Below are 21,686 nucleotides of genomic sequence, written 5' to 3'. Positions count from 1 at the left end.
AAGGTACAAATATTCCAATAACTACCTATATTTTTCGCATTTATTTGCGAAAAATATTTTATTGGGAATATTTTTTCATCGTCCTGACAGGTTTTCGAGGGTTACACCTTATATATATAGAAAGGCATTAACGGAATTTTGCCTTTATGGCTGCAACACATCTATATCGTTAAAAAGATATAAACAACAGCAGAATACTTGTATTGTTTCTACTATTTTCTATACTTTTGCAAAGACCTAATATAGGAACAAGGTGCTAAAACGAAGATAATAGGGTAGTAATGCCTTTGCCAGTGAATAGGATTATTGATTTTTCAGTACCGTTCCAGGAATGCAAAAGATAGTTGGAATGAAAAGAACAAATCTATCAAAAGTACTTATGGCATGGATGTTATTGATAACATTCACTACCGTGCTTGCTATAAAAGATTTGCACTTTCACGACTATAAAGATGTGCATGTAGAGAAGCTGTCTGCCAAAGGCAATGCCCAGGTAGGCTCATCTTGCTTTGTCTGCGACTTCACGATGCACAAAGCCAGTGCTGTAAAGCTGTTTAGCTATGTTCCTATGACGGTCTGCACACTTTTGCACAAGCCTAAAGCGTTAGAACCCATTATAGTTTACAGGTCTGTTGAATCGGTAAACGCTCACGCTCCTCCCTTTTCTGCTTAGTTTCTAAACATGCTTAGAAACCCTTTTACAGCTTGCAACACCATGTTGTTTGTAGGCTTTGCTGTGTTGCCATAGTGCCTTTTTGTGTGCCGGACAATGTGTCTGAGGTGCTACGTGTCAAGTAAGTGCCACACATTTGCGCAGCTATGCAATGCAGGAAAAACAGCAATTAATTACTTATTTTATTCTTATTTCATAGTAAAAAATATGAAAAAGCTCGTTTACACCTTTGTAAGTGTAGTGGGATTGTATGGTTTCGTACCCGTAAATGGCTTTGCACAGCACAAGCAAGACCAGGTTGTGGCGCAACCAGATACAACCAAACAAAACTATCATGTGTTAGATGGCGTGGAGGTTTCCACTGTTCGGAAACTCGTCAGCAACAATACTGTAAGCTCGCAGCTTACCAACAAAACGATAGAACGCTCGTTAGGGCAGTCGTTGGGCACGATGCTGGAACGTGTCAGCGGTGTCAGCTCTATCCAGACTGGCGGAACAGTATCGAAGCCAGTTATCCATGGCATGTACGGAAACCGTATATTGCTGGTTAATAACGGCGCGCGGCTAACCGGACAACAGTGGGGAGCCGACCATGCTCCCGAGGTAGACAAGAACAGCAGCACCAAAATAGAAGTAGTTAAAGGGGCAGAAGCAGTGCGATATGGCTCTGAAGCTCTTGGCGGAATAGTTGTAATGGAACAGGACATGCTGCCTTACAACCAGAAGAAAGTGCATGGCAGACTGTCGGGAATGTATGGTTCCAACGGTTATCGCTACCAAATGGTGGGCAATGCAGAAGGTTCCATGTCTTTCTTGCCATCGCTGGCGTGGCGCATTCAAGCCACCTATGCCAATGGCGGAGACCAAAAAGCAGCACATTACTTGCTGAACAACACGGGAACACGCGAGTTCGACTTCTCAACAGCATTAGGTTATCAGCATAAGAAGTTCCGTGTTGAAGGCTATCTTAGCAGATACGACCTGAAGCTGGGCGTGCTTTTCAATGCCCAGATGGGCGATGCTGACTTGCTTGCCGAACGCATCAAGATAGGAAAGCCGGTCGATATAACACCTTATACACGCCATATAGACTACCCATTCCAGCACATTATTCACACCAACGCAACGTTAAAGCTTTTCTACGATAGCGAAAAGTATGGCGATTTCTATTGGTTAGCCTCCTTTCAGAAGGACGATAGAGAGGAGAATAGGATACGGCGCATGAACCTTTCCTATATTCCTGCTGTCAGCATGCACCTTAAATCGTTGCAAAACTATCTGCGTTGGCGCAAATACTATGGTGATTGGCAAAGCGAAGTGGGTGCGCAAGTTGTGAACAGCGACCATTCCAACCAGCGTGGAACGGGTGTCGTGCCCATTATTCCGAACCATACGGAAACCCAGATAGGTGCTTACGCTTTGCAAAAGTACCAGAACAACCGGCTTGGAGCAGAACTTGGCGTTCGTTTCGACTGGCAAGACACAAAGGCTGCAGGCTACGATTGGACAGGCGACTACTATGGAGGGCATCGCACTTTCTCCAATTTCACTTACAGCATAGGTGCCCATTACCATGCCACCGACAAGCTTACGCTAACCTCCAACTTTGGTCTGGCATGGCGTGCACCCCACGTTTTCGAACTGTATAGCAACGGAAACGAGTTGGGAACAGGCCGTTTCGTGCGTGGCGACTCTACCATGACCTCCGAAAACAGCTACAAATGGGTTGCATCTGCCGAATATCGCAGCACGTTTCTCAGTGTACGGCTCGATGCCTACCTGCAATGGGTAAAACATTATATATACGATAGACCGATGAAAGGCGAATATGTAACAGTTATTTCGGGCACTTATCCATTGTTCCAGTATATGCAGACCGATGCATTTATACGGGGATTAGACCTCGATTTGCGCATTCGTCCTATCGCAGAGATAGAATATCACTTCGTGTCGTCTATGATTTGGGCGAACGACCCCCACACGCATAACTACCTGCCTTACATTCCTTCGTTCCGTTTCAACCATAGCTTGACTTACACACCGAGGCTTTCGGGAAAGTTTGCGCCGTGGTTGGAAGTCAGACACCGTTTTGTAGCACGGCAACACAGGTTCGATGCGGCTACCGACCTTATAGATTTTGCCCCGGCTTCGTACAGCTTGTTCGGCTTCGAGGCTGGCACCGAATGGCGGATAGACAAGCGCAACACGCTAAACCTGTTTGTTTCGGCAGACAACATCTTCAATAAGGAATATAAAGAATATACAAATCGTGCCCGTTACTACGCACACGACCTCGGTCGAGACATAAGGATTACCGTGGGGTGGAAGTTCTAAATAAAAATCAAAAATAAATAAACCAATAATAAAAGACAAGATGATGAAACTTAAAAACAGTATTTTACCAATGCTATTAGGCTTGTTCGGCATTGCATTTTTCGCTGCTTGCAGCCCTGACAAGCCGGAAAACGAGAAAAGAAACAAGCTGCACGAAGACCCTACAAAGTCTGTTTTCACCCTTACAGAGGGTAAACTGCGCAGCGGAACAGCATTCGGGAGTATGCCCAAAGAGTCCGATTTTGTTCCAACAGGCAATGTTCAGAAAATCATCTGGGAAGTTGTGAAAGGCGAAAACTTCAAAACAGGCGACGGCGGACAGACCAAATTCGTTGTAAAAAACACGAAGAAGCACCCCGACGTGGTCTATTCTCTACGCATAGACTACTACAATGCAAAGGGAGAGCCCATGAATCACCAGTTCTTCGATAACGAACAAGACAAGATTCACCAGCACTTCTTTATGTATTACATAAACGATGGTGCCCACAACGTATTGGTAAGAGACCGCACAAAGCTGCCTTACGAATACACTTACGCCGATACATACAAAGGAAAGTTCATCGGCGACAGCAACCCTATGGGCTTTTTCGGCTTCATTCGCTTCTTGCAGCCCGGCACAAAGTTTAACTTGAAAGTGGCATTGATGCACTCCGGCAATTTAACAAAGTTCGGTAACGATGGCAAAGCCTCTCCTTTCTGGGCACCATCGCCCTCTCAGCTGAACAAAGCCCTGTGGGATTTGAGTGTCAAACTGCCCATAGAGATAGAAGACTGACAAGGTTTCAAACAATAGAAACTTATATAACAATAACCCATTAATAAAAAAAACAATGATGAAAAAAGTATTTAAATCTATGCTGTTCGTAGCAATGAGCCTTATCGTTGCTGTCGGACTTACGGCATGTAGCGAAGACGAAGTAAAGCCAAAAGATAAGACGAAAGAACTTGTAGGTCCCCAACCGGCAAAGGTGGTCATACACGTTTACGAGGGACACCTGCACGGTTACGCCGCCTTTCACGAGAACAAGATGTACGATGGTGTAAAGTATATGGACGCTCCGCAGGTGTTTGTCTACACGATGCAGAACGGAAAGTGGGTGCCAGACCCTAAGAATCCACCTTATCTCTACGCAATGAGCTATAACCAGATGCAGAATTCGGAAGCCGCAGTGAGCCATGCATTGGACATCAGGTACTACGATGCTGCCGGAAACATTATGAACGGTCAGTTCATAGACAACGGAAAGAGCGAGCATTACCAGCATTTCTTTGTGGTAAAAGACCAGAAACCATTTCCAAACTTCGATGCACGGCTCGACAATCCCACCAATCAGGAGTTCATGCGCTACGATTATGTAGATCCAACTCCCTGGAACAAAACCATTCATAGCGGGGAAGGACAGTACAACGGACTGAAAGATCCACTCGGTTTCAAGGGAATTATGTCGTTTGGGTACTGTCGTCAGACTTGCAATCTTAACATTATGCTGATGGAAAGCCACGACAAGAAGACGGTAAACCTAAAGAAATTAGTGTTTAAAGATACCTGGGGAAAACCTGTAGAGAAGCATTCGCAAGTGGCTGACTGGGTTCCTACACCCGAACAACTGAAGAACGAGAAGTGGTATCCCACGATAACCATTCCTGTAATGGTCTACATGGACAGAGCGGAACTGGGCGAAGGCGAAGACAACGTGTCGCTGACAATGAAGGAAAGCGAAGTGCCAGCCTCGTTCAGACGACTGATAAGCACGCTGAAATACTGCTTCAACCTTACCTACAAGCAGGCACTTACCGAATTATACTATCGGTTAAACGGGGAACCCGCACCACACGACAACAGCGGTTATTGGTTTTAAGGAAGACTAAAGTAGGCGTTAGAAGAACTTGAAAAGTTTTTATAGGTAAGCAGTTCCACACATGCTACCTGACTGTTATACTACTATGCTAATAATTCCACAGTCTTTATCTGCACTTGTGTATGTATTAGACTGTGGAATTGTCTTGTTTATACCCTATTTTAGTGAAAAGGCGACACTTAGCAGGTTGTATTCTTCTTGTGTAATAATGCAGTAGTGCCTTACACTCTTTTTAAAGATAGTACCGAAATTGCTAAGGAGTACGGCTTGGTTGCCGAGCGAATTAGACAGATTAGGAATAGAGCTATTCAACAATATTAAAGAAGAAAATCAATATAAGAATAAAATCATGGAAATAATCACAACGTATTATGATAGAATCATGTGTGATGAATTGGTTCAGCACATAACGCAAGAGTTAGATTGGCTCATACCTTTTGTCAAGAGACATGAGTCTCTTGACTTTCAGACTGGACATGATCCTAAACAAAATCGTTCTTGGTTTTCTATTTATAGAGGAACTGGAAGAATTTTCCAAGTATTATTCAGAAAAGGGAAATTTGCTGGTTATAAAGCAGCTGATAAATATATGAGGTTAGATGAAGAATTTTTCAGTTCTCCTTCTCCCTCACTTTTCGAGAAATATCTCTCAAAGATTGAAGCAGAAAAGGAGTTCGATAGATATTATATTGCTACAGATGGGACGCATAAAGAAGGCCATTATCAGACATTGATAGGCAGAAGGTATACGTTCAATTATCAGGAATCTGATGATTTTATAATTATCGATAAAGAGTTTGTTATCGGATTTAAGGATGAAGTCATAAAAACTGAATGGAATAAAGATATTGTTTATGATCAACAAAAAAATATCACAGTCCTACGTTCTACCTACGAGGGAAAATTGCCTAAGGATATAAAAGCAGAATATGGAGAGTTCGATTTCCTTGGTCTCAATAAGAATGGCGATATTCTAATCATGGAACTAAAACAGGACGCTCCTGCAAAAACAGCTCTTTCGCCTATCCAGACTGCTTATTATTACAAGCAGTTGAGTAAACTCTTGTCTGGTGACAACCTCCTCTATGAACATATCAAGACTATGGTTGAACAGAAAATCAATATGGGGTTAATATCGAAATCTTTCCTGAGATATTTTCCTTCCAAATTATCTAACAAGATAATTCCATGCGTCATTTACGGTAAAGACAGCAAACTTTCAAAATCAATTTGTGAGAGGTATTGTTTTGTTAGAGACCTATTTCTTCCGTCTATGAAAGCTTTCACATGTGATGAAAAAGGAACGATCCTTACTTCAAAAAAATAGAAGGATAACAAGATGAAAATAACCATTCACAGAGTAAATAAGATTGGGGGGGGTACATCACTATAATCGAGCACGATGGCTGTAAGATAATCATTGATCTTGGCAGCAATTTTCCTGGCAGCCATCAGGAAGAACTGTCCAGGGAGGATATTGACTCACTAACAGCAGGTGCTAATGCTTTATTCTATACTCATTACCATGGTGGTTATACCGGTTTACACCATTTGGTTCGTCCTGAAGTATCACAATATATAGGAGAAGGTGTCAAAGATGTAATGACCTTAAAGTATGAGGTATTAAGTAAACATGATAATCATTTTGCAGACATGCAGACTTCTGCAGAGCAGATGAAAACATATGTTGCAGATCAATCAATTGAAAACTTGGAAGCTGATAAGATTAAGGTAACACCATATTTTGTCTGTCTCTCTGCCTTTAGGATCACATTGGAGATTGGGAACAACCTGCATTGGCTATTGGCTGCTACCTTTGACGAGGACAGTACAAGGAAGAGAAAGAATACCGCTCTGAACTTCTTGTTGTTTTGTAAATTTGCCTTGATGCAGATAAACAGAAGCAATAGAAAGGGTAGTAAAAAGATGAAAGGAAGATGGAAGAATCGGAAGAAACATTCCTTGCTGGGCTGTTAGATGACACATGGGAATAGAGAAGGAAAAGCAATGCAGCAACCCTTACGCGTAAGTAATACTATTTGACACGTGAAAAATGCAACTAACATATATAAGAAACGAAAGAATGACATAAAAGAATTATTGCGTTCTCATATCCTTAAATAAAAATTAAATGTGTACCAACGTGCAATTAACACTTGTTTTTTCCTACCTTTGCATAATGTAATAGAATAACGCTTAATATCGTATGGTGCTATTATAGCATCTATCGTATAAGTTTTAACCCAAACAGAGCTTTCTAAGATTCTGTTGAAACCTTTAAAACCCCAAATTATACTTATGAGAGAAATCTGTATTAAGAAGTATGTCAGCTGTATTTATGTAGCATTACTGCTTTTTGCTTTACCTATTCAAGCGAGCGATTACAAACATTCCGTTGAAGGTTCTGTTGTTGATAACATAACAGGAATGGGCGTTACAGCCAAGATAACTTTGATGACTGCTGATAGTGTTGTTATTGATACGATTACAGCGGATATTGAAGAGATGCCTTGGGATATTGGTTATCACAAGGCTTATTATGAATTTAAAGATGCTGTAACTGCGAAAGGAAAGTACATTATTAAGGCTGAGAAAGAGGGCTATGACGTTTGTTATATGAATTGTGAATTGAGAAGCACTCGCGAAGACTATATTAAGGTAAAAGAAATCCGAATGACGAAGATTGTAGAACACGAACTGAAGGAAGTTACAGTTGTTGCTTCGAAGGTGAAAATGGTCATGAAAGGCGATACTATTGTCTACAATGCCAATGCTTTTAACTTAGCCGAAGGCAATATGCTCGATGCCTTAATCGCCCGCTTGCCAGGTGCAAAGTTAGAGAAAGACGGAAGGATTTATGTGAATGGGAGGTTCATTCAGAGTCTGTTGGTAAACGGACAGGAATTCTTTGCCGGTAATCCTAAGTTGGCTTTAGAGAACCTTCCTGCCTATACGGTGAACAAAATAAAGGTATATAACAAGGCGGGAACAAAGTCAAGGCTGATGCAACAAAATATGGGCGATAATACTTACGTGATGGACGTCAGGTTGAAACGCGAGTATGCAACGGGCTATATGGGCGATTTGGAAGCTGGTGGCGGTACACAGAAGCGTTACAAACTTCGTGGTTTCGGTATGAAGTTCTCCGATAAAGAACGTATGGGAGCCTTCTTCAATATCAATAATCTGAACGATAATCAGCGTGCCGAACTCACTGGAGAATGGGAACCGCAAGATGTGGGCAACGGTTTGCTTACAGTAAAGAACGCAGGTGTATCGTATGTACGTTTCTTGAATAATGAAAGAGCGTGGGTTTCAACCGGAAACACTTGGCAACATATCGGTACAGACAACGAGTCTATTACACATACGCAAACTTATTTGCCTGAAGGAAACTCATTCTTACACAATCATAGCAAACAACTGAATAGTTCGGATAAGTGGGAAAGCATAAACCGTCTTTCTATTGATAAGACTAATTACTCTACATCTAACTCTCTTAGTATTTCCTATCTGCGCAATAATGGGTTTGGAAGTATGAACAGCGCCACTGCAAATGAAACAACAAAGCTGAATACTTTGCTATCGAGAAACAGTTTCGAGTCAAGCGATTTCAACTTTGACTTCTCGACAGACAATTATGTTAAGTACATTACAGACTTGATACGAGGAGACTTTTCTGTAAGTTACAATCGTAATAAGCAAAAGCAGTTTATGTTGAACAACGTTCAATATTTGCAAGGAGGTCAGCCCAACGACCTTCGTAACAATTACTTTGACATGCCCAATCAGAAGCTGAAGCTATTTGCTGGTGTGGGCTATGATATAAATATACGTAAGACAACGTTCGCTCCAAGTTATTCTTATACCTACACTTACAACAAGGCAAGCAATTTGCTTTATCGTCTTGACTGGCTTGCAGGAAGAGATATTAATCAGTTTAATGTCTTGCCTTCTGCTTCAAATGTACTTCTTTCTGCATTGGATAATAACAATAGCTACTGCTTCAATGAGTATCGAAACGAACACAGATTTAATTTTAAATATTTTAATCGTAAGATTAAAGTATTAAATAGCTTTGTTTCACTAAACCTTCCGCTACGTTTATTAAATGCCGATTTCCATTATTATGGTATTAGTGAGCAACGTTTTTCTCGCCGCAAACTGTTCTTTGAACCGAACATAGAATTATACCATTGGGACGAAAATGTATCGTGGGTGTTTACTGCACGTATGAAATCAGACTTTCCAACTCTGCTTGCCACAGCTGATTATCGCAACGACAGCGACCCTCTGAACATTCGATTGGGTAATAAAGACTTACGCAACCTGCATCATTATGATGTAGAAGCCAATGTTACCCTTAATGGAGAAAATGAACAAACAATTAGTTTATCTGCCAATTATCACCGAACAGACAACCAAGTGGCCTATGCGCTCATCTTTGATAAGACGACTGGAGCTTCAATTATATATCCTACCAGTGTGAATGGCAATTGGAATACAAAGTTTGAAGTAGAGTTTAAACGTGCATTGGATAAAGCGAACAAAATCCTGTTCAGCAACAATTTCTCTACGAATTATAACCACAGTGTAGATATGGCTTCAATAGCTGGAAGCACTGAAAGCCAACGAAGCATTGTAAATAACTGGGAGTTTGGCGATGAACTGAAGGTTAATTATCGTCTGAACGACAACTATGAATTTACATTCCATACAGGTGGAAAGTACTATCTTATAAATAGCGAGCGTGTAGGCTTTGAGAAAATCAAGGCATCTGACTACAACATAGGGCTGAATGCACAGATCGTATTGCCTTGGGAGTTGCAACTTACTACCGACATGACAATGTTTGCACGCCGTGGCTATCAGCAAACGGAGATGAATACCACCGATTGGATTTGGAATGTTCAGTTGGCACGTACCTTCTTAAAAGGACATCTTACCGCTAAACTGCAAGGTTTCGACCTGTTGCAACAACTGTCAAACACCCGCTACGTTATTAATTCGCAAGGGCGTACAGAGTCGTGGAACAACAGCATACCGCGATATGTAATGCTTTCTCTTGCGTGGAAGTTCAACATTAATCCGAAGAAAAAATAATACTTTCACTGATAAAAAGGATTGCACATGGTGTTTATGCAATCCTTTTATAGAAACATAATTGCTAATATTGCAACGGCACACATTACCAATTGCATAATTTTAAGATAATTGAAAAGCCATGTCTGCTTTTTATTTATTCTTTCATCATAATTCTCTGGCATCTGAACCCCATTTTTTAATGCTTGTTTCTTCATAAGAGAAAATGTATAAGGGAATACGGTTGTTAGCACGAGTATCATTAGATTGGATAAACTGATGATTACTATAGTACCTGTACTCATAATGTAAAGCTCCCTATTGTCCATTGTAGGGAAGCAATTAACCATAACAGAGGTAAGGACAGCCAGAATACATGCGCCTACAGTCCATTTAAGATAAAGAAGTAACAACTTCTTGCCTTGATATTTCTTATAAGTTTTTATAGATAAAAAGTAATGTATAAAGAATAAAATAATAAGCAAAATAATTCTCATTTGTTCTGTTTTTTTATTGTTGTTGTTGAATTTTCTGTATTGTCTGACTTAAAGAAAACATTTGTTTTTAATCATCGACGACAACCTATGAACTTTTGCAAAGGTAAATATTAATATTTATTTGAAAAGGTTTTTAGTATCTTTTTTACTTCCTCATTATTGCAACTTCGTTCATAAAAAGGATTGCACATAGTGTTTGTGCAATCCTTTTTTTGTGTAACTTTGCGTTGTTATCAGTATTACAAAACGGCAATAATGGGGTTTATACGGAAATACAAATGCGTTGCTTGCGGCTATGAGGCTGACATTTACGAGGGAAAAGGCTTTATGGGGCAAACCATCGAAATGGTATCGTGTGCCGACTGCCACTCGGTGCAGCCATTGGTGGTGGGTGGCGTAATCGGCGATGCTGCCCCTTCGTTTCGCACATTGGTAGGCAGACTGTGCTTGAATTGCGGTTCAGAACACATCATAAAGTGGGACGGACATACTTGTCCGCAATGCAAGGGCAGTATGGAAGATATGGGCAGCCGTGAATTTTGGTCGTAGCAAAGAATTTGAAATGCGTGTGTAAACGTTTAGTGCAGGAGCTTGGGCAGAACAAACGGAATAGAATCATGAAGCAATAAAAGGATATTGAATTTCAAGAAGAATTCATGCAGATTTTGGAATATACACTTCTGCAAAGTGAAACAGTGGGTTTTGCATCGCAAAACAGCCTGTTTTACCACGCAAAACAATGCCTTTTGCAAGGTACTGATAAAGAGGCAATTACACAAAACAACACTTTGCTGAAAATATTTACAGCACATTCCCTCCCGAACAATCTATGCCACAGGGTGTGTAAGTCCACTTGGCGTAATACATTTCAAAAAGACAGAATAAGCCAAAAAGCAACTTCCGTTTGCTGCCTATACCAGAAAAAGCACTCAACTTCTTTCTTTCTCCAACTATTTTTTTGTATTTTTGTCCTCGTAAAGCATTACCGACTATGGAAAAACTTATCCACTACGTGTGGAAACATAAACTATTCCCGCTGGCACAACTTGCTACTACCGATGGACAATTGGTAGAAGTGGTAGACGTAGGACTGCCCAACAGCAATGCAGGTCCCGACTTCTTTAATGCGAAAATAAAAATTAACGACACGCTGTGGGTGGGGAATGTAGAGATCCACGATAAGGCTTCCGATTGGTATATGCACAGACATGACACCGATGCACACTACAACAATGTCGTGTTGCACGTCGTGGAACAAGCAGACACTACGGTAAAGAAACAGAATGGCGACACTCCACCTCAACTTGTTCTGCCTGTACCACAAGCTGTAAGGCTACATTATAAAGAACTGCTCACTGCCGACGCCTATCCGCCTTGCTACAAAATCGTGCCAGACTTGCCGAAATTTATGGTTCATTCGTGGCTGAGTGCACTACAAGCCGAGCGGTTGGAACAGCGAACAACAGCCATTTCAGAACGTCTGAAAGCCTGCAACGGCGACTGGGAGGCAACTTACTTTGTGTCGTTGGCACGCAATTTCGGCTTCGGAATAAACGGTGATGCATTCGAACAGTGGGCGAAGGCAATACCTTTTCATACTGCAGACCATCATCGCGACGATCTATTCCAGGTGGAAGCCCTATTTATGGGGCAGGCAGGACTATTGCAAGCCGATGCGTTACCAAGGCAACATCGCGAAAAAGCCGTAGCCGACGACTACTTCCAACGCCTGCAACGCGAATACAAATACTTGGCACACAAGTTCGCACTCACCCCAATAGACGGGCATCAGTGGCGCTTTCTTAGGCTACGTCCACAGAATTTTCCGTACATTCGCATAGCGCAGCTTGCTCAACTTTACTACAACAGACGGGCAGGATTGGCAGAAATGACAGATTGTACCACTATAAAAGAAGTTGCAAAACTGCTAAAAACGCAGGTAACACCCTATTGGGAGACACATTACACATTTGGTGGGAACGACAATAAACAGTCGGAAAAGAACTTATCGAAGACATCAATAGAACTCATTATCATCAATACGGTCGTACCATTCTTGTTCGCTTACGGGCAATACAAAATGTCAGAGAAGTTTTGCGACCGTGCTTTCGCCTTCTTGGAAGCACTGAAAGCCGAAAACAACCACATTGTAAGAATGTGGAAAGAGGTGGGGCTAACGGTGGAAACTGCCGGCGACTCTCAGGCATTGATACAACTGAAAAAAGATTATTGCGACCGCAAAGAATGCTTACGGTGCAGAATAGGATACGAATACTTAAAGGAAAGGAAATAAAAAACAATGAGGAAAACAACAAAGTACATATACGAGACACGAATGGAAGTGCGCGACTACGAGTGCGACATACAAGGTATTGTGAACAATGCACACTATCTGCACTACACCGAACATACGCGCCACCGCTTCATTCGTTCGTTAGGCATCAGCTTCTCGAAGTTACACGATAAAGGCATAGACCCCGTCGTGGCTCGCATGAACTTGGAATATAAAACCCCGCTGACTTGCGACGATGAGTTTATTTCGCGGCTGGGACTCCGTAAAGAGGGCATTCGCTACATATTTACACAGGACCTTTACCGGGCGAGCGACGAACGTCTGTGCTTCCATGCCGACGTTACGCTTGTTATATTGATTAACGGGCGACTCGCCGAAAGCAAAGATTACGACGACGCTTTCGCACCCTTCTTGCAACAAGAATAAAACAAAAGGAATAGAAATAAACGCAAGCCATGAAGCAAGAACACCTCTATGCCATTGCGCTGACACGTATAGGTGGGTTTAATTTGCCTGCACTGATGGAGCTTTATCAAAAAGCTGGGTCGGCAACGGTTGTCTATGAACATCGCCACAACATACGCGACATTCTCCCGGACGCTACGCCACATCTTGTTGAAGTGCTGAAGAACTGGGACAACATTCTGCCTTTTGCCGAACGCGAACTGCAATACGACGAGCAGAACAACATAGAAGTGCTTTGCCTTAACGATGTAAACTATCCGCAACGACTGCGCGAATGTCCCGATGCACCATTAGTTTTATACAAGCGTGGCAATGTAAACCTGAACAAACAGCACACACTGGACATTATAGGTACACGCAATTGCACACAATATGGGCGCGACCTGATTCGTGTTTTCATACGCGAACTGAAGTCAATCTGCCCCGACGCACTCGTATTTAGTGGCTTGGCATACGGCATAGACATCTGTGCACACCGCGAAAGTCTGGCGAACAACATGGAGACTGTGGGCGTTGTGGCACACGGATTAGACATGGTCTATCCACGTATGCATACCGGGACGGCAAAGGAAATGTGCGAAAAGGGAGGCGGCATTATTACAGAATATACCACAAATACCCAACCTATGCCCAAGAACTTCGTACAACGAAACAGAATTGTGGCAGGTTGTACAGACGCAACCCTGCTTATTGAGTCGGCAAACAAGGGCGGAGGGCTTATAACGTGCAGCATAGCACGCAGCTATAACCGTGAAGTGTTCGCCTTTCCCGGGTCTATCGGAGCAGAATACAGCGAAGGCTGCAACCATTTAATACGCGATAACGTTGCAAGTCTGGTTACTTCGGCTTACGACTTCGTGAAAGCCATGAACTGGGACAACGACATTAAAATAGAAAAAGCCCAGAAACGAGGCATAGAGCGCACGTTGTTCCCAAACCTGGACAACGAAGAACAAACAGTAGTGGAGGCTCTCCGGCAACAGAACGACCAGCAAATCAACATGCTTTCAGTACGAACCAATTTTCCTATGGCACGCCTTATGGCTTTGCTTTTCGAGCTGGAAATGAAAGGAATAGTAAAGACAATGGCTGGCGGTTGCTACCATTTGTTGGAGGTTTAAGTGGGGTTGCTAAACTAAACACAACAGAACTGAACGCCAAACACTCATCGCCAATCACTCATCAGGCAAAGTCTGATTGAAAGAATCAAAGAATATCGATTGCCTTTACATATTTTTCTACTACAGCAGCTTGTGCACGATAGAAAGCCTTATGGTCTATCTCGCTTGCAGCAGCCACGTCGTTCAGACTGCTGGAAAGGTTCTGCATTTCCCACGTAATGGCATATTTGGCAGCTTTACGTGCCGAAATACATTTCTCCAATTCGTATTTTGCATACGGCTTGTGGGTGTTAAACAACATGTTGGCAAGCTGAAAGCGCATTCGTTGTCGGAATTTCTCGTCGCGTTGTGTGGCTATGGCACGCGTCAGCAACGCAATCTTGAACTGTCTGTCGTCGATTAACGCTGCCAACTCCTTGTACAGAACTGACCGGTGGCGGTCTCTTAACAAATGTCGGTATATGTTTATGGCTTTACCACGCTTGCCCATAATGGTATAAATCATGGCTTTGTAGCGTTGATTATTAAGGTTATAAGGGCTATGCTTCAGTGCTTCGGCAAGTATTGGAGCTGCTTTTAGTGCTGTTTCCACTGTCGGCTTGCCTTCTACTTCCTTAAAAACCTTTCCTACAATACGCATTCCTAACGACTGGACAGGGTGCCCGTTGCTCTCGGTCGTCAGCCAGTCATCGTCTGTCAGCTTCGTTATGACATTCCGCTCGGACACAAAGTTCAGGATAGAAAAGCTGGTATCATGGTCGAAAACAAACATAGCCGCACGCAAAAGCGTAGCTTGTCCGCGCAGATTCTTGTCGTCCATCGTTGGATAAAGGCGCAAAAGACTTTGGAATATCTTGTATGCTTCCTCCAGACGGCGCTGCTGATAGCGCAGACGCATGACGTCTACACCAATCCAGAACATGGCAATTGTAGTATAATGCCCCTTGTGTGCTGCATACATAGGGCGGATAGCGTTGTATGCTTCTTCTATTTTTCCCTGCTTTCTCAGCTCAAACACGTCTCTTACTTCCATAGTATCGTTCCTTTCTCCATCTTGTTTGGATATCACAAAGATAATAAAAAATATCTAAGTTGCATAATTACAGCCGTAAAAAACAAAAACTATGAATTAAAGATAGTACCTTTGCCAGCAAAAAGAGTGGTATGAAATATTTACTGGTATCAGATATTCACGGTTGCCGTCCTGCCTTGGAAAAAGTGCTAAAGTTCTACGATGAACAACATTGCGATATGCTTTGCATTTTAGGAGACATATTAAACTATGGTCCACGCAACTCTATTCCGGAAGGATTGGATCCTAAAGGCATTGTTGAACTGCTGAATGCACGTGCTAAAGACGTTGTTGCCGTGCGGGGAAACTGCGATGCCGAGGTAGACCAAATGTTGCTGAACTTTCCTATTCTTGGCGATTATGTATTGTTGGTAGACGAAGGCAAGAAGCTGTTTCTTACCCATGGGCATATATATAATAAGGAGAATATGCCCAAAGGAAAGTTCGATGCCGTGGTTTATGGACACACCCACCTGTGGGAAATAACGCCCGAAGCAGGTACGGTTATCTGCAATACAGGCTCGATAACCTTTCCGAAAGGTGGCAATGTGGCTACGTTTATGACGTATGAAGGGGGAACTTTCACTGCCTACGATATGGAAGGGTGTGTTTTAAAGCAATATACGTTATAACGAAAGCCATACCCTACAAAGCTTATAGACACGGAAACGCGCCACTGTTTCTACGGAATGTGGAAATAGTAGCGCGTTGTTCATTGTGCTGTAAGCCTGCTTCAGAGCAGTGCTTCTATTTCTTTAGGCAAGTTCTTAATCTGTGCAGGGTTTCTAACAACGGTATTGCTGCGGTCGATAAGGTAGATAATAGGTGTTGCTGTAGCTGCACTGGTGTACGCTTCGCTAATTCCTGTATTGTCGTAGACATTAATCCATGGCAGGGTTGCCACGCTTTCTTTCCAGAAATGTTCGTTTTCGTCGAGCGACACCATATATATTTCCAAGCCTTTTGCGTGGTATTTATCGTACAGTTCGCGCATTTGCATAATATATTCCGGCGAATCTGGCAGTGAAAAAGCGTGGAAGTCCAGCAGCACAACCTTGCCTAGCAAATCGGTCAGATGGTGCATATTCCCCTTGTTATCGCGTAAAGGCAAGTCTATCACCCCTGTTTCTTCAGCCTCAATTTGTATGTTTTGCTTGTTGGCAGCAGCAATACGATTGTCGCGCATCCCCTTTATAGTAATGTTATGAAGGTTCTGTCCACGTTCCGAATTAGGGAAGTAAGTGTCCCAACTTGTAGCTACTGCACCAAAAACCTTATTGTCCTCAGGGTCTACAGCGGGATTAAAGATGAGTCGTGCCTCGTTGTTTACCACTATATACTGGAAGAGCGCGAAGTAACTATAGGCTTTCATGGGTTCTTTAAATATGTAGTTATGCGACACATCGTACTTATATGCTTGAATAAGTTGCTGTACAAGCGAGTCGGCTGCTTGAGGTTGCTCACTGTAAAGAGCCTGGCATTGAGCCTGCAAGTTTATTTGTTTCAAAGCCAGTTGTTTTATCTTTTCGTTCTCGTACGAACCATTCACGCTGTAATCGGTTGCCATTTGCGGATATTTCGCATCTACTTTAACCGTTTCTGTAGAGTCTATTGCAATGTTGATAATCTGTCCTGCAATACGTAATCTATAGAACTCCGGATTGTTTACCTTGTCGCTCGCAAACGAGAACGCACCTTTCGCATCGAGTTTCACCGAATCGACCGTTGTGAAACCCGTCAAACCATTATGCTCAAAGTAGAGAATGGAGTCTTTGGCATTGCCTATCGCTCCTTCAACGTGGAACATTTCTTTGCCACAACCACTCATCAGTACAGTAATTCCTACGACAAAAATACTTGCAACAATTGTTTTTAATATATTTTTCATTGCGTAAAAGTGTGATTTATACGTGCAAAGGTAAACCTTTTATAGAGAAATACCAAGATAGAAGTATAAAAATAGCTGGCTACGGGCACAACCATGCCGTGTATTCTGCATACTTTCGTCATAGTTTCGCATAAAGGTTGTGTGATTAAAGTTTTTTATCTATCTTTGCAAAGTCGCTTTACAAGATGGGCTTCTTTGCCTCTTCGGCACAGACAAAGGTTGGCGATACAACTAACAGAATACTATAAATACAGAAATAATCTATAAAATTACAAACAAGTTCTATGGACAAAAAGACATTTATTGCCTGTGGATTGCTCACTTTTGCCGTGTCAATGCAAGCACAGACAAAGGCTGGGGGAATTGACCAGCAAATGATGGACAAGATTACTGCAGGGAGTTCGTCTACTGCAAACCGCGCTTTGGCAAACGCCATCAAGACAAACGCTATCGACGACCTTGCTCGTAACTTCAAGAAAGAGGGTAGCTTCGACACCCATTTCAGCGTTGAAACAACCAAACAGAACATTCACAACCAAAAGAGTTCGGGACGGTGCTGGCTCTTTTCGGGCTTGAATGTGTTGCGTTCAAACTTCGCGCGCAAGCACAAAGACACGCTGCGCGTAGAGCTTTCGCACGTTTACCTTAGCTTCCACGACCAATTGGAGAAAGCCAACCTTATGCTCCAGGGAGTTATAGACAACGCTAACAAGCCAATGGACAACCCTATGGTGCAGTTCTTCTTTAAGAGTCCGATTAGCGATGGTGGTACTTTCTGCGGCGTTTCCGACCTTGTAGACAAGTATGGACTGGTGCCGATGGAGGTGATGCCGGAGAGTTATTCGGCTGAAAACACCTCTCGCATGGCGTCTATCATCTCTTCCAAGCTCCGCGAATATGGCTTGGAACTTCGCAAGATGGTAGCCAACAAGAAACCAGCTGCTGCCATTAAGGCACGCAAAACTGAAATGTTGGGCGATATTTACCACATTCTTACCCTCGCATTGGGCGAACCTGTAAAAACTTTCGAGTATGCTTTCAAGGACAAGAATGGCAACAGCGTTGGCAAACCAAAGACCTACACCCCGCAATCGTTCCGCGACGAGGTGGTTGGACACAAACTTAACGGCACTTTCATCATGGCGATGAACGACCCACGCCGCGAATACTACAAGACTTACGAAGTGGAATACGACCGCCATACATACGACGGACACAACTGGAAGTACATAAACCTGCCGATGGAAGATATTGCAAAGATGGCTATCGCATCGTTAAAAGACGACACAAAGATGTATTCGAGCTATGACGTAGGCAAGCAGTTAGACCGTAAACGTGGCTATTTAGACTTGGACAACTTCGACTATGCAACGCTCTTTGGAACTTCTTTCCCAATGAACAAAGCCGAACGCATTTCTACATTCGACAGTGGTTCTACCCACGCAATGACACTTACTGCTGTGGACCTTGACGAAAACGGACAGCCAAAGAAGTGGAAAGTGGAGAACAGCTGGGGTCCAACGAATGGGCATAACGGCTGTTTGATTATGACAAATCCTTGGTTCAACGAATACAGCTTCCGTCTGGTGATAGACAAGAAGTATGTTCCCGAAAACATTTTAAAGGCCGCACAGCAGAAACCTATTATGGTTATGCCAGACGACCCATTGTTCCAAGAAGACAAATAATACACTCTGCATCGCAGAGCTATAGGGAGTTTACAATCACATACTTCCGAACTTTAAAAATTATTTATTCATTTTTACCCCTTGTTCGTACTTTCGAGCAAGGGGTTTTCTTTTTATATCGGCATACGTTTTGAGTTAAAACGAAATGTGGGAATACGCTTGCGCAATAGCTTCCACGGCTTCCCGTAACATTCTCTATATGGTTCCGTTCGTTTAAATCAGCATCAAATACTATTCCATAGGTATATGAATGCCTGCCAAACGGCATATCGACTTCGATACATCGTACAAAAAAGTCTCATCGGATATTAGCAATAGGCAATGCAAAAGCGCCTGTCCTCTTTCGAGAACAGACGCTTTTGGCATGTAATTCAATAAAGCTTAATATTAGAAAGCCTTACCGAAACTGATGTATGGTGCAAGTACTACCTTGTGGTCGTGAATACCCTTAAAGGCAAAAGCTACTGCAGGCGTTACACCTGCACGGAACTGGAACCCCTTTTTAGAAGTATAACGATAGCCAACTGTAGTGTAAGCAAACATTCCGAACTTGTTTTCCTTTATAGGCTTAGTCTTCCAACCTATCTGTTTTTTATTCCCTGGGGTTGTTTCTACATACCAAGGCTCGAATGTAAAGTCGTGATTGTTATAGATTCCTGCGTTCAAGCCGGCACCAAGTTCCAAGGCATGCTTCTTTCCGCCCACTAAATAGTTCACGCCGACTGGCACAGAATAGCCTCGTACAGACGTTTTGCCGAAGATATCCGAAGTTCTTTTATATCCGAAACCAAATCCGACACGATATCCCCAGCGAGAATTTTCGTTGAAACGAGCATCGTAAGTTACTCCAATACCATTTGAAGGACCTAACACTTCCACATAAACACTCTTTGTACGCACATTGTCGTCTTGTGCATTTACATTTAACATGCACGACAAAAGTAGTAGCAATGCAATTATTTTACTTCTCATATTCATCAGGTTTTATTACGAGATTAGTTATTTACAGGTGCAAAGATACTACTTCCAGATGACATTCTTGCTACATACTGTCTATATTATTTATATCATAATGATGTTTAGAAGCTGCGAAGCCAAGCTTTCAAATCCATCATCAGTTCTTCGTGATAACGGAAACCAATCTTGCTACCCCAGCCGTGTCCGCCTCCAGGATATACGTGGAGCGATGCGTGAATATCGTTGCGATAAAGTTCGGTGTAATAGTTTACGCCATTAGCTGGCGGAACAGAATCGTCGTCGTCGCTAAGTGCAATGAAGGCGCGAGGCGTAATGCGGGTTACGTTCATATCGGCGCTATACTTCTTCTGGTCACTCTTGCCAGGGTGTTTCCCTAAGAGATTGCGGAAACTTCCCTCGTGTCCATAACCTTCCATCATAGAAATAACGGGATAAAACAATATTTGGAAGTTGGGTTTAGCATCGCCTTTCGATGTTGTTGCCACCATTGCCGCCAAATGTCCGCCTGCCGAAAAACCCATGATGCCAACATTGTTACGGTCTATTTTCCATGAAGTGGCATTCATGCGCGTAAGTTTTATGGCTTGCTCAGCATCTGAAATTGGAACCTCTGGCTTACCGTGTGGCAGACGATATTTCAGAACAATGGCAGCAATGCCTTGATTTTGAAAAAACTCTCCCCAGTCGTAACCTTCTGTTTCCATAGAAAGCGAACTGTAACCGCCACCAGGACAAATAACGACAGCTCTGCCTGTAGATTCACGGTCGACAGGCAGATAAACACGTACCTTGGCAGTATCTCTGTCGTCGCCATTGCCATAAGGGGGGCGACTATTATAAAGTTTCACTTCAAATCTGCTTTGTGCAGCAGCAAACATTGTGGTGGCTGCGAAGCCGGCTATTAAAAAGAGTCTCTTAAAATTCATTGTTCTTATTTCTGAAAATTATCTGTTTATAACTCAAAAGAATGGTTCAGATCAAGTTTCATACGCAAAAGTACTAAAAAACGATGGAATAATCCTGAATGTTTAGAGTTTTTAGTATATTTGCAGACATAGCAGACCATTCTATCTGCACTTAAACTATTTTTAATGAAAATAGACTTTATATTAACAACTTACAGAATAGACAAAAGCCTATGCACGTATTAGAGAAGTTCAGATACTGTCCTGTGTGTGGCAGCAGTGGTTTTGAAGAACAAGACGAGAAAAGCAAACGATGCAAACGTTGTGGCTTTGAATACTATTTAAATCCGAGTGCCGCCGTTGCTGCCTTTATACTTAACAGCAAAGGACAGTTGCTAACACTACGTCGCAGCAAAGCACCTGCAAAAGGAACGCTCGACCTGCCAGGTGGATTTGTAGATATTGGCGAGAACATAAACGAAGCTTTGATGCGCGAAGTGAAAGAAGAGACTGGATTGACCGTTACAGAGTTCAAGTTCTTCACCACTCTTCCCAACCGATACGAATACAGCGGTTTTGTCGTGCCTACGCTCGATACGTTTTTCATTTGCAAAGTCGACAACGAAGCAGAACTACAATCTAACGACGATGCAGAAGAAGCATTGTGGATAAACCTCGAGGATATCCACACCGAAGAATTCGGTCTGCGCTCCATTCGACACGCATTGTCTACTTTCCTGGAGAAGAAAATAAAATAAAACAGACTGCCAACTTTCAGTGCCAATAGGGCAGGAACATTAAAGCAATATGGTTTTTCTTTAATTGCTT

At 42.6% G+C, this 21,686-nt stretch carries 19 protein-coding genes; 14 read left to right on the top strand and 5 right to left on the bottom strand.

Annotation, left to right across the window (positions count from 1 at the left end; genetic code table 11):
• Positions 1–349 precede the first annotated feature (349 nt).
• From RDV52_RS03025 to RDV52_RS02995, 7 genes are all read left to right on the top strand, one after another.
• Positions 350–673, top strand: coding sequence for a hypothetical protein (locus RDV52_RS03025; protein ID WP_036874699.1), 324 nt, complete (start codon positions 350–352; stop codon positions 671–673).
• A 207-nt stretch (positions 674–880) separates the two neighbouring features.
• A complete protein-coding gene (locus RDV52_RS03020; RefSeq protein WP_004367160.1) occupies positions 881–3,007 on the top strand; it encodes a TonB-dependent receptor in 2,127 nt (708 codons plus the stop codon).
• A 40-nt stretch (positions 3,008–3,047) separates the two neighbouring features.
• Positions 3,048–3,785 (top strand): hypothetical protein, encoded by a 738-nt coding sequence (locus tag RDV52_RS03015; protein ID WP_004367161.1) that lies wholly within the window; start codon positions 3,048–3,050, stop codon positions 3,783–3,785.
• Positions 3,786–3,840: 55 nt separating this feature from the next.
• Positions 3,841–4,869 carry a hypothetical protein gene (locus tag RDV52_RS03010; RefSeq protein WP_004364861.1) on the top strand — a complete coding sequence of 343 codons (1,029 nt, stop codon included), beginning with the start codon at positions 3,841–3,843 and terminating at the stop codon, positions 4,867–4,869.
• A gap of 349 nt (positions 4,870–5,218) precedes the next feature.
• Complete coding sequence (locus tag RDV52_RS03005; RefSeq protein WP_040557105.1) at positions 5,219–6,196, top strand: hypothetical protein; 978 nt, start codon at positions 5,219–5,221, stop codon at positions 6,194–6,196.
• A 224-nt stretch (positions 6,197–6,420) separates the two neighbouring features.
• Complete coding sequence (locus tag RDV52_RS03000) at positions 6,421–6,846, top strand: hypothetical protein (RefSeq protein WP_004367163.1); 426 nt, start codon at positions 6,421–6,423, stop codon at positions 6,844–6,846.
• A 321-nt stretch (positions 6,847–7,167) separates the two neighbouring features.
• Entirely contained in the window at positions 7,168–9,972 is a 2,805-nt protein-coding gene (locus tag RDV52_RS02995; RefSeq protein WP_004367164.1) for an outer membrane beta-barrel protein, read from the top strand.
• Positions 9,973–10,019: 47 nt separating this feature from the next.
• On the opposite strand, the gene RDV52_RS02990 is transcribed toward RDV52_RS02995, so the two are convergent.
• On the bottom strand, positions 10,020–10,448 hold the full coding sequence (locus RDV52_RS02990; protein ID WP_115098586.1) for a lantibiotic ABC transporter permease: 429 nt from the start codon (positions 10,446–10,448) through the stop codon (positions 10,020–10,022).
• Positions 10,449–10,703: 255 nt separating this feature from the next.
• Here RDV52_RS02990 and RDV52_RS02985 point away from each other — a divergent pair, with 255 nt between their 5' ends.
• From RDV52_RS02985 to dprA, 4 genes are all read left to right on the top strand, one after another.
• Positions 10,704–10,997 (top strand): hypothetical protein, encoded by a 294-nt coding sequence (locus RDV52_RS02985; protein WP_004367166.1) that lies wholly within the window; start codon positions 10,704–10,706, stop codon positions 10,995–10,997.
• Between the two features lie 442 nt (positions 10,998–11,439).
• Positions 11,440–12,741 (top strand): DUF2851 family protein, encoded by a 1,302-nt coding sequence (locus tag RDV52_RS02980; RefSeq protein WP_004367167.1) that lies wholly within the window; start codon positions 11,440–11,442, stop codon positions 12,739–12,741.
• A gap of 6 nt (positions 12,742–12,747) precedes the next feature.
• The gene (locus RDV52_RS02975; RefSeq protein ID WP_004367168.1) at positions 12,748–13,167 is read left to right on the top strand and encodes an acyl-CoA thioesterase; all 420 of its coding nucleotides are present in this window, start codon (positions 12,748–12,750) and stop codon (positions 13,165–13,167) included.
• Between the two features lie 29 nt (positions 13,168–13,196).
• A complete protein-coding gene (dprA, locus tag RDV52_RS02970; protein WP_004367169.1) occupies positions 13,197–14,327 on the top strand; it encodes a DNA-processing protein DprA in 1,131 nt (376 codons plus the stop codon).
• Positions 14,328–14,412: 85 nt separating this feature from the next.
• Here dprA and RDV52_RS02965 read toward each other — a convergent pair whose 3' ends face one another.
• Entirely contained in the window at positions 14,413–15,360 is a 948-nt protein-coding gene (locus RDV52_RS02965; RefSeq protein WP_040556939.1) for a DUF7017 domain-containing protein, read from the bottom strand.
• A gap of 131 nt (positions 15,361–15,491) precedes the next feature.
• Here RDV52_RS02965 and yfcE point away from each other — a divergent pair, with 131 nt between their 5' ends.
• Complete coding sequence (yfcE, locus tag RDV52_RS02960; protein WP_004367171.1) at positions 15,492–16,031, top strand: phosphodiesterase; 540 nt, start codon at positions 15,492–15,494, stop codon at positions 16,029–16,031.
• A 101-nt stretch (positions 16,032–16,132) separates the two neighbouring features.
• Here yfcE and RDV52_RS02955 read toward each other — a convergent pair whose 3' ends face one another.
• Complete coding sequence (locus RDV52_RS02955) at positions 16,133–17,287, bottom strand: TlpA disulfide reductase family protein (RefSeq protein ID WP_004367172.1); 1,155 nt, start codon at positions 17,285–17,287, stop codon at positions 16,133–16,135.
• A gap of 284 nt (positions 17,288–17,571) precedes the next feature.
• On the opposite strand from RDV52_RS02955, the gene RDV52_RS02950 reads away from it, so the two are divergent.
• Entirely contained in the window at positions 17,572–18,975 is a 1,404-nt protein-coding gene (locus RDV52_RS02950) for a C1 family peptidase (protein WP_004363655.1), read from the top strand.
• A gap of 387 nt (positions 18,976–19,362) precedes the next feature.
• Here the strand turns inward: RDV52_RS02950 and RDV52_RS02945 are convergent, their stop codons facing one another.
• Together RDV52_RS02945 and RDV52_RS02940 are read right to left on the bottom strand one after the other, a co-directional pair.
• Entirely contained in the window at positions 19,363–19,947 is a 585-nt protein-coding gene (locus RDV52_RS02945; protein WP_115098612.1) for a hypothetical protein, read from the bottom strand.
• Between the two features lie 107 nt (positions 19,948–20,054).
• Positions 20,055–20,879 carry an alpha/beta hydrolase gene (locus RDV52_RS02940; RefSeq protein ID WP_004367175.1) on the bottom strand — a complete coding sequence of 275 codons (825 nt, stop codon included), beginning with the start codon at positions 20,877–20,879 and terminating at the stop codon, positions 20,055–20,057.
• A 212-nt stretch (positions 20,880–21,091) separates the two neighbouring features.
• Between RDV52_RS02940 and RDV52_RS02935 the strand changes: the two genes are divergently transcribed.
• Complete coding sequence (locus tag RDV52_RS02935) at positions 21,092–21,616, top strand: NUDIX domain-containing protein (protein ID WP_004367176.1); 525 nt, start codon at positions 21,092–21,094, stop codon at positions 21,614–21,616.
• Positions 21,617–21,686: the final 70 nt, after the last annotated feature.

This window comes from Prevotella nigrescens, assembly GCF_031191185.1.
Classification (GTDB): domain Bacteria; phylum Bacteroidota; class Bacteroidia; order Bacteroidales; family Bacteroidaceae; genus Prevotella; species Prevotella nigrescens.
Note: the sequence above shows the minus strand (reverse complement) of the source record. Positions and strands in the feature narration are given on the sequence as shown.

Coding starts and splice junctions, on each gene's coding strand:
- RDV52_RS03025 (WP_036874699.1), top strand. CDS start 350: ATGAAAAGAACAAATCTATCAAAAGTACTTATGGCATGGATGTTATTG.
- RDV52_RS03020 (WP_004367160.1), top strand. CDS start 881: ATGAAAAAGCTCGTTTACACCTTTGTAAGTGTAGTGGGATTGTATGGT.
- RDV52_RS03015 (WP_004367161.1), top strand. CDS start 3,048: ATGATGAAACTTAAAAACAGTATTTTACCAATGCTATTAGGCTTGTTC.
- RDV52_RS03010 (WP_004364861.1), top strand. CDS start 3,841: ATGATGAAAAAAGTATTTAAATCTATGCTGTTCGTAGCAATGAGCCTT.
- RDV52_RS03005 (WP_040557105.1), top strand. CDS start 5,219: ATGGAAATAATCACAACGTATTATGATAGAATCATGTGTGATGAATTG.
- RDV52_RS02995 (WP_004367164.1), top strand. CDS start 7,168: ATGAGAGAAATCTGTATTAAGAAGTATGTCAGCTGTATTTATGTAGCA.
- RDV52_RS02990 (WP_115098586.1), bottom strand. CDS start 10,448: ATGAGAATTATTTTGCTTATTATTTTATTCTTTATACATTACTTTTTA.
- RDV52_RS02985 (WP_004367166.1), top strand. CDS start 10,704: ATGGGGTTTATACGGAAATACAAATGCGTTGCTTGCGGCTATGAGGCT.
- RDV52_RS02980 (WP_004367167.1), top strand. CDS start 11,440: ATGGAAAAACTTATCCACTACGTGTGGAAACATAAACTATTCCCGCTG.
- RDV52_RS02975 (WP_004367168.1), top strand. CDS start 12,748: ATGAGGAAAACAACAAAGTACATATACGAGACACGAATGGAAGTGCGC.
- dprA (WP_004367169.1), top strand. CDS start 13,197: ATGAAGCAAGAACACCTCTATGCCATTGCGCTGACACGTATAGGTGGG.
- RDV52_RS02965 (WP_040556939.1), bottom strand. CDS start 15,360: ATGGAAGTAAGAGACGTGTTTGAGCTGAGAAAGCAGGGAAAAATAGAA.
- yfcE (WP_004367171.1), top strand. CDS start 15,492: ATGAAATATTTACTGGTATCAGATATTCACGGTTGCCGTCCTGCCTTG.
- RDV52_RS02955 (WP_004367172.1), bottom strand. CDS start 17,287: ATGAAAAATATATTAAAAACAATTGTTGCAAGTATTTTTGTCGTAGGA.
- RDV52_RS02950 (WP_004363655.1), top strand. CDS start 17,572: ATGGACAAAAAGACATTTATTGCCTGTGGATTGCTCACTTTTGCCGTG.
- RDV52_RS02945 (WP_115098612.1), bottom strand. CDS start 19,947: ATGAGAAGTAAAATAATTGCATTGCTACTACTTTTGTCGTGCATGTTA.
- RDV52_RS02940 (WP_004367175.1), bottom strand. CDS start 20,879: ATGAATTTTAAGAGACTCTTTTTAATAGCCGGCTTCGCAGCCACCACA.
- RDV52_RS02935 (WP_004367176.1), top strand. CDS start 21,092: ATGCACGTATTAGAGAAGTTCAGATACTGTCCTGTGTGTGGCAGCAGT.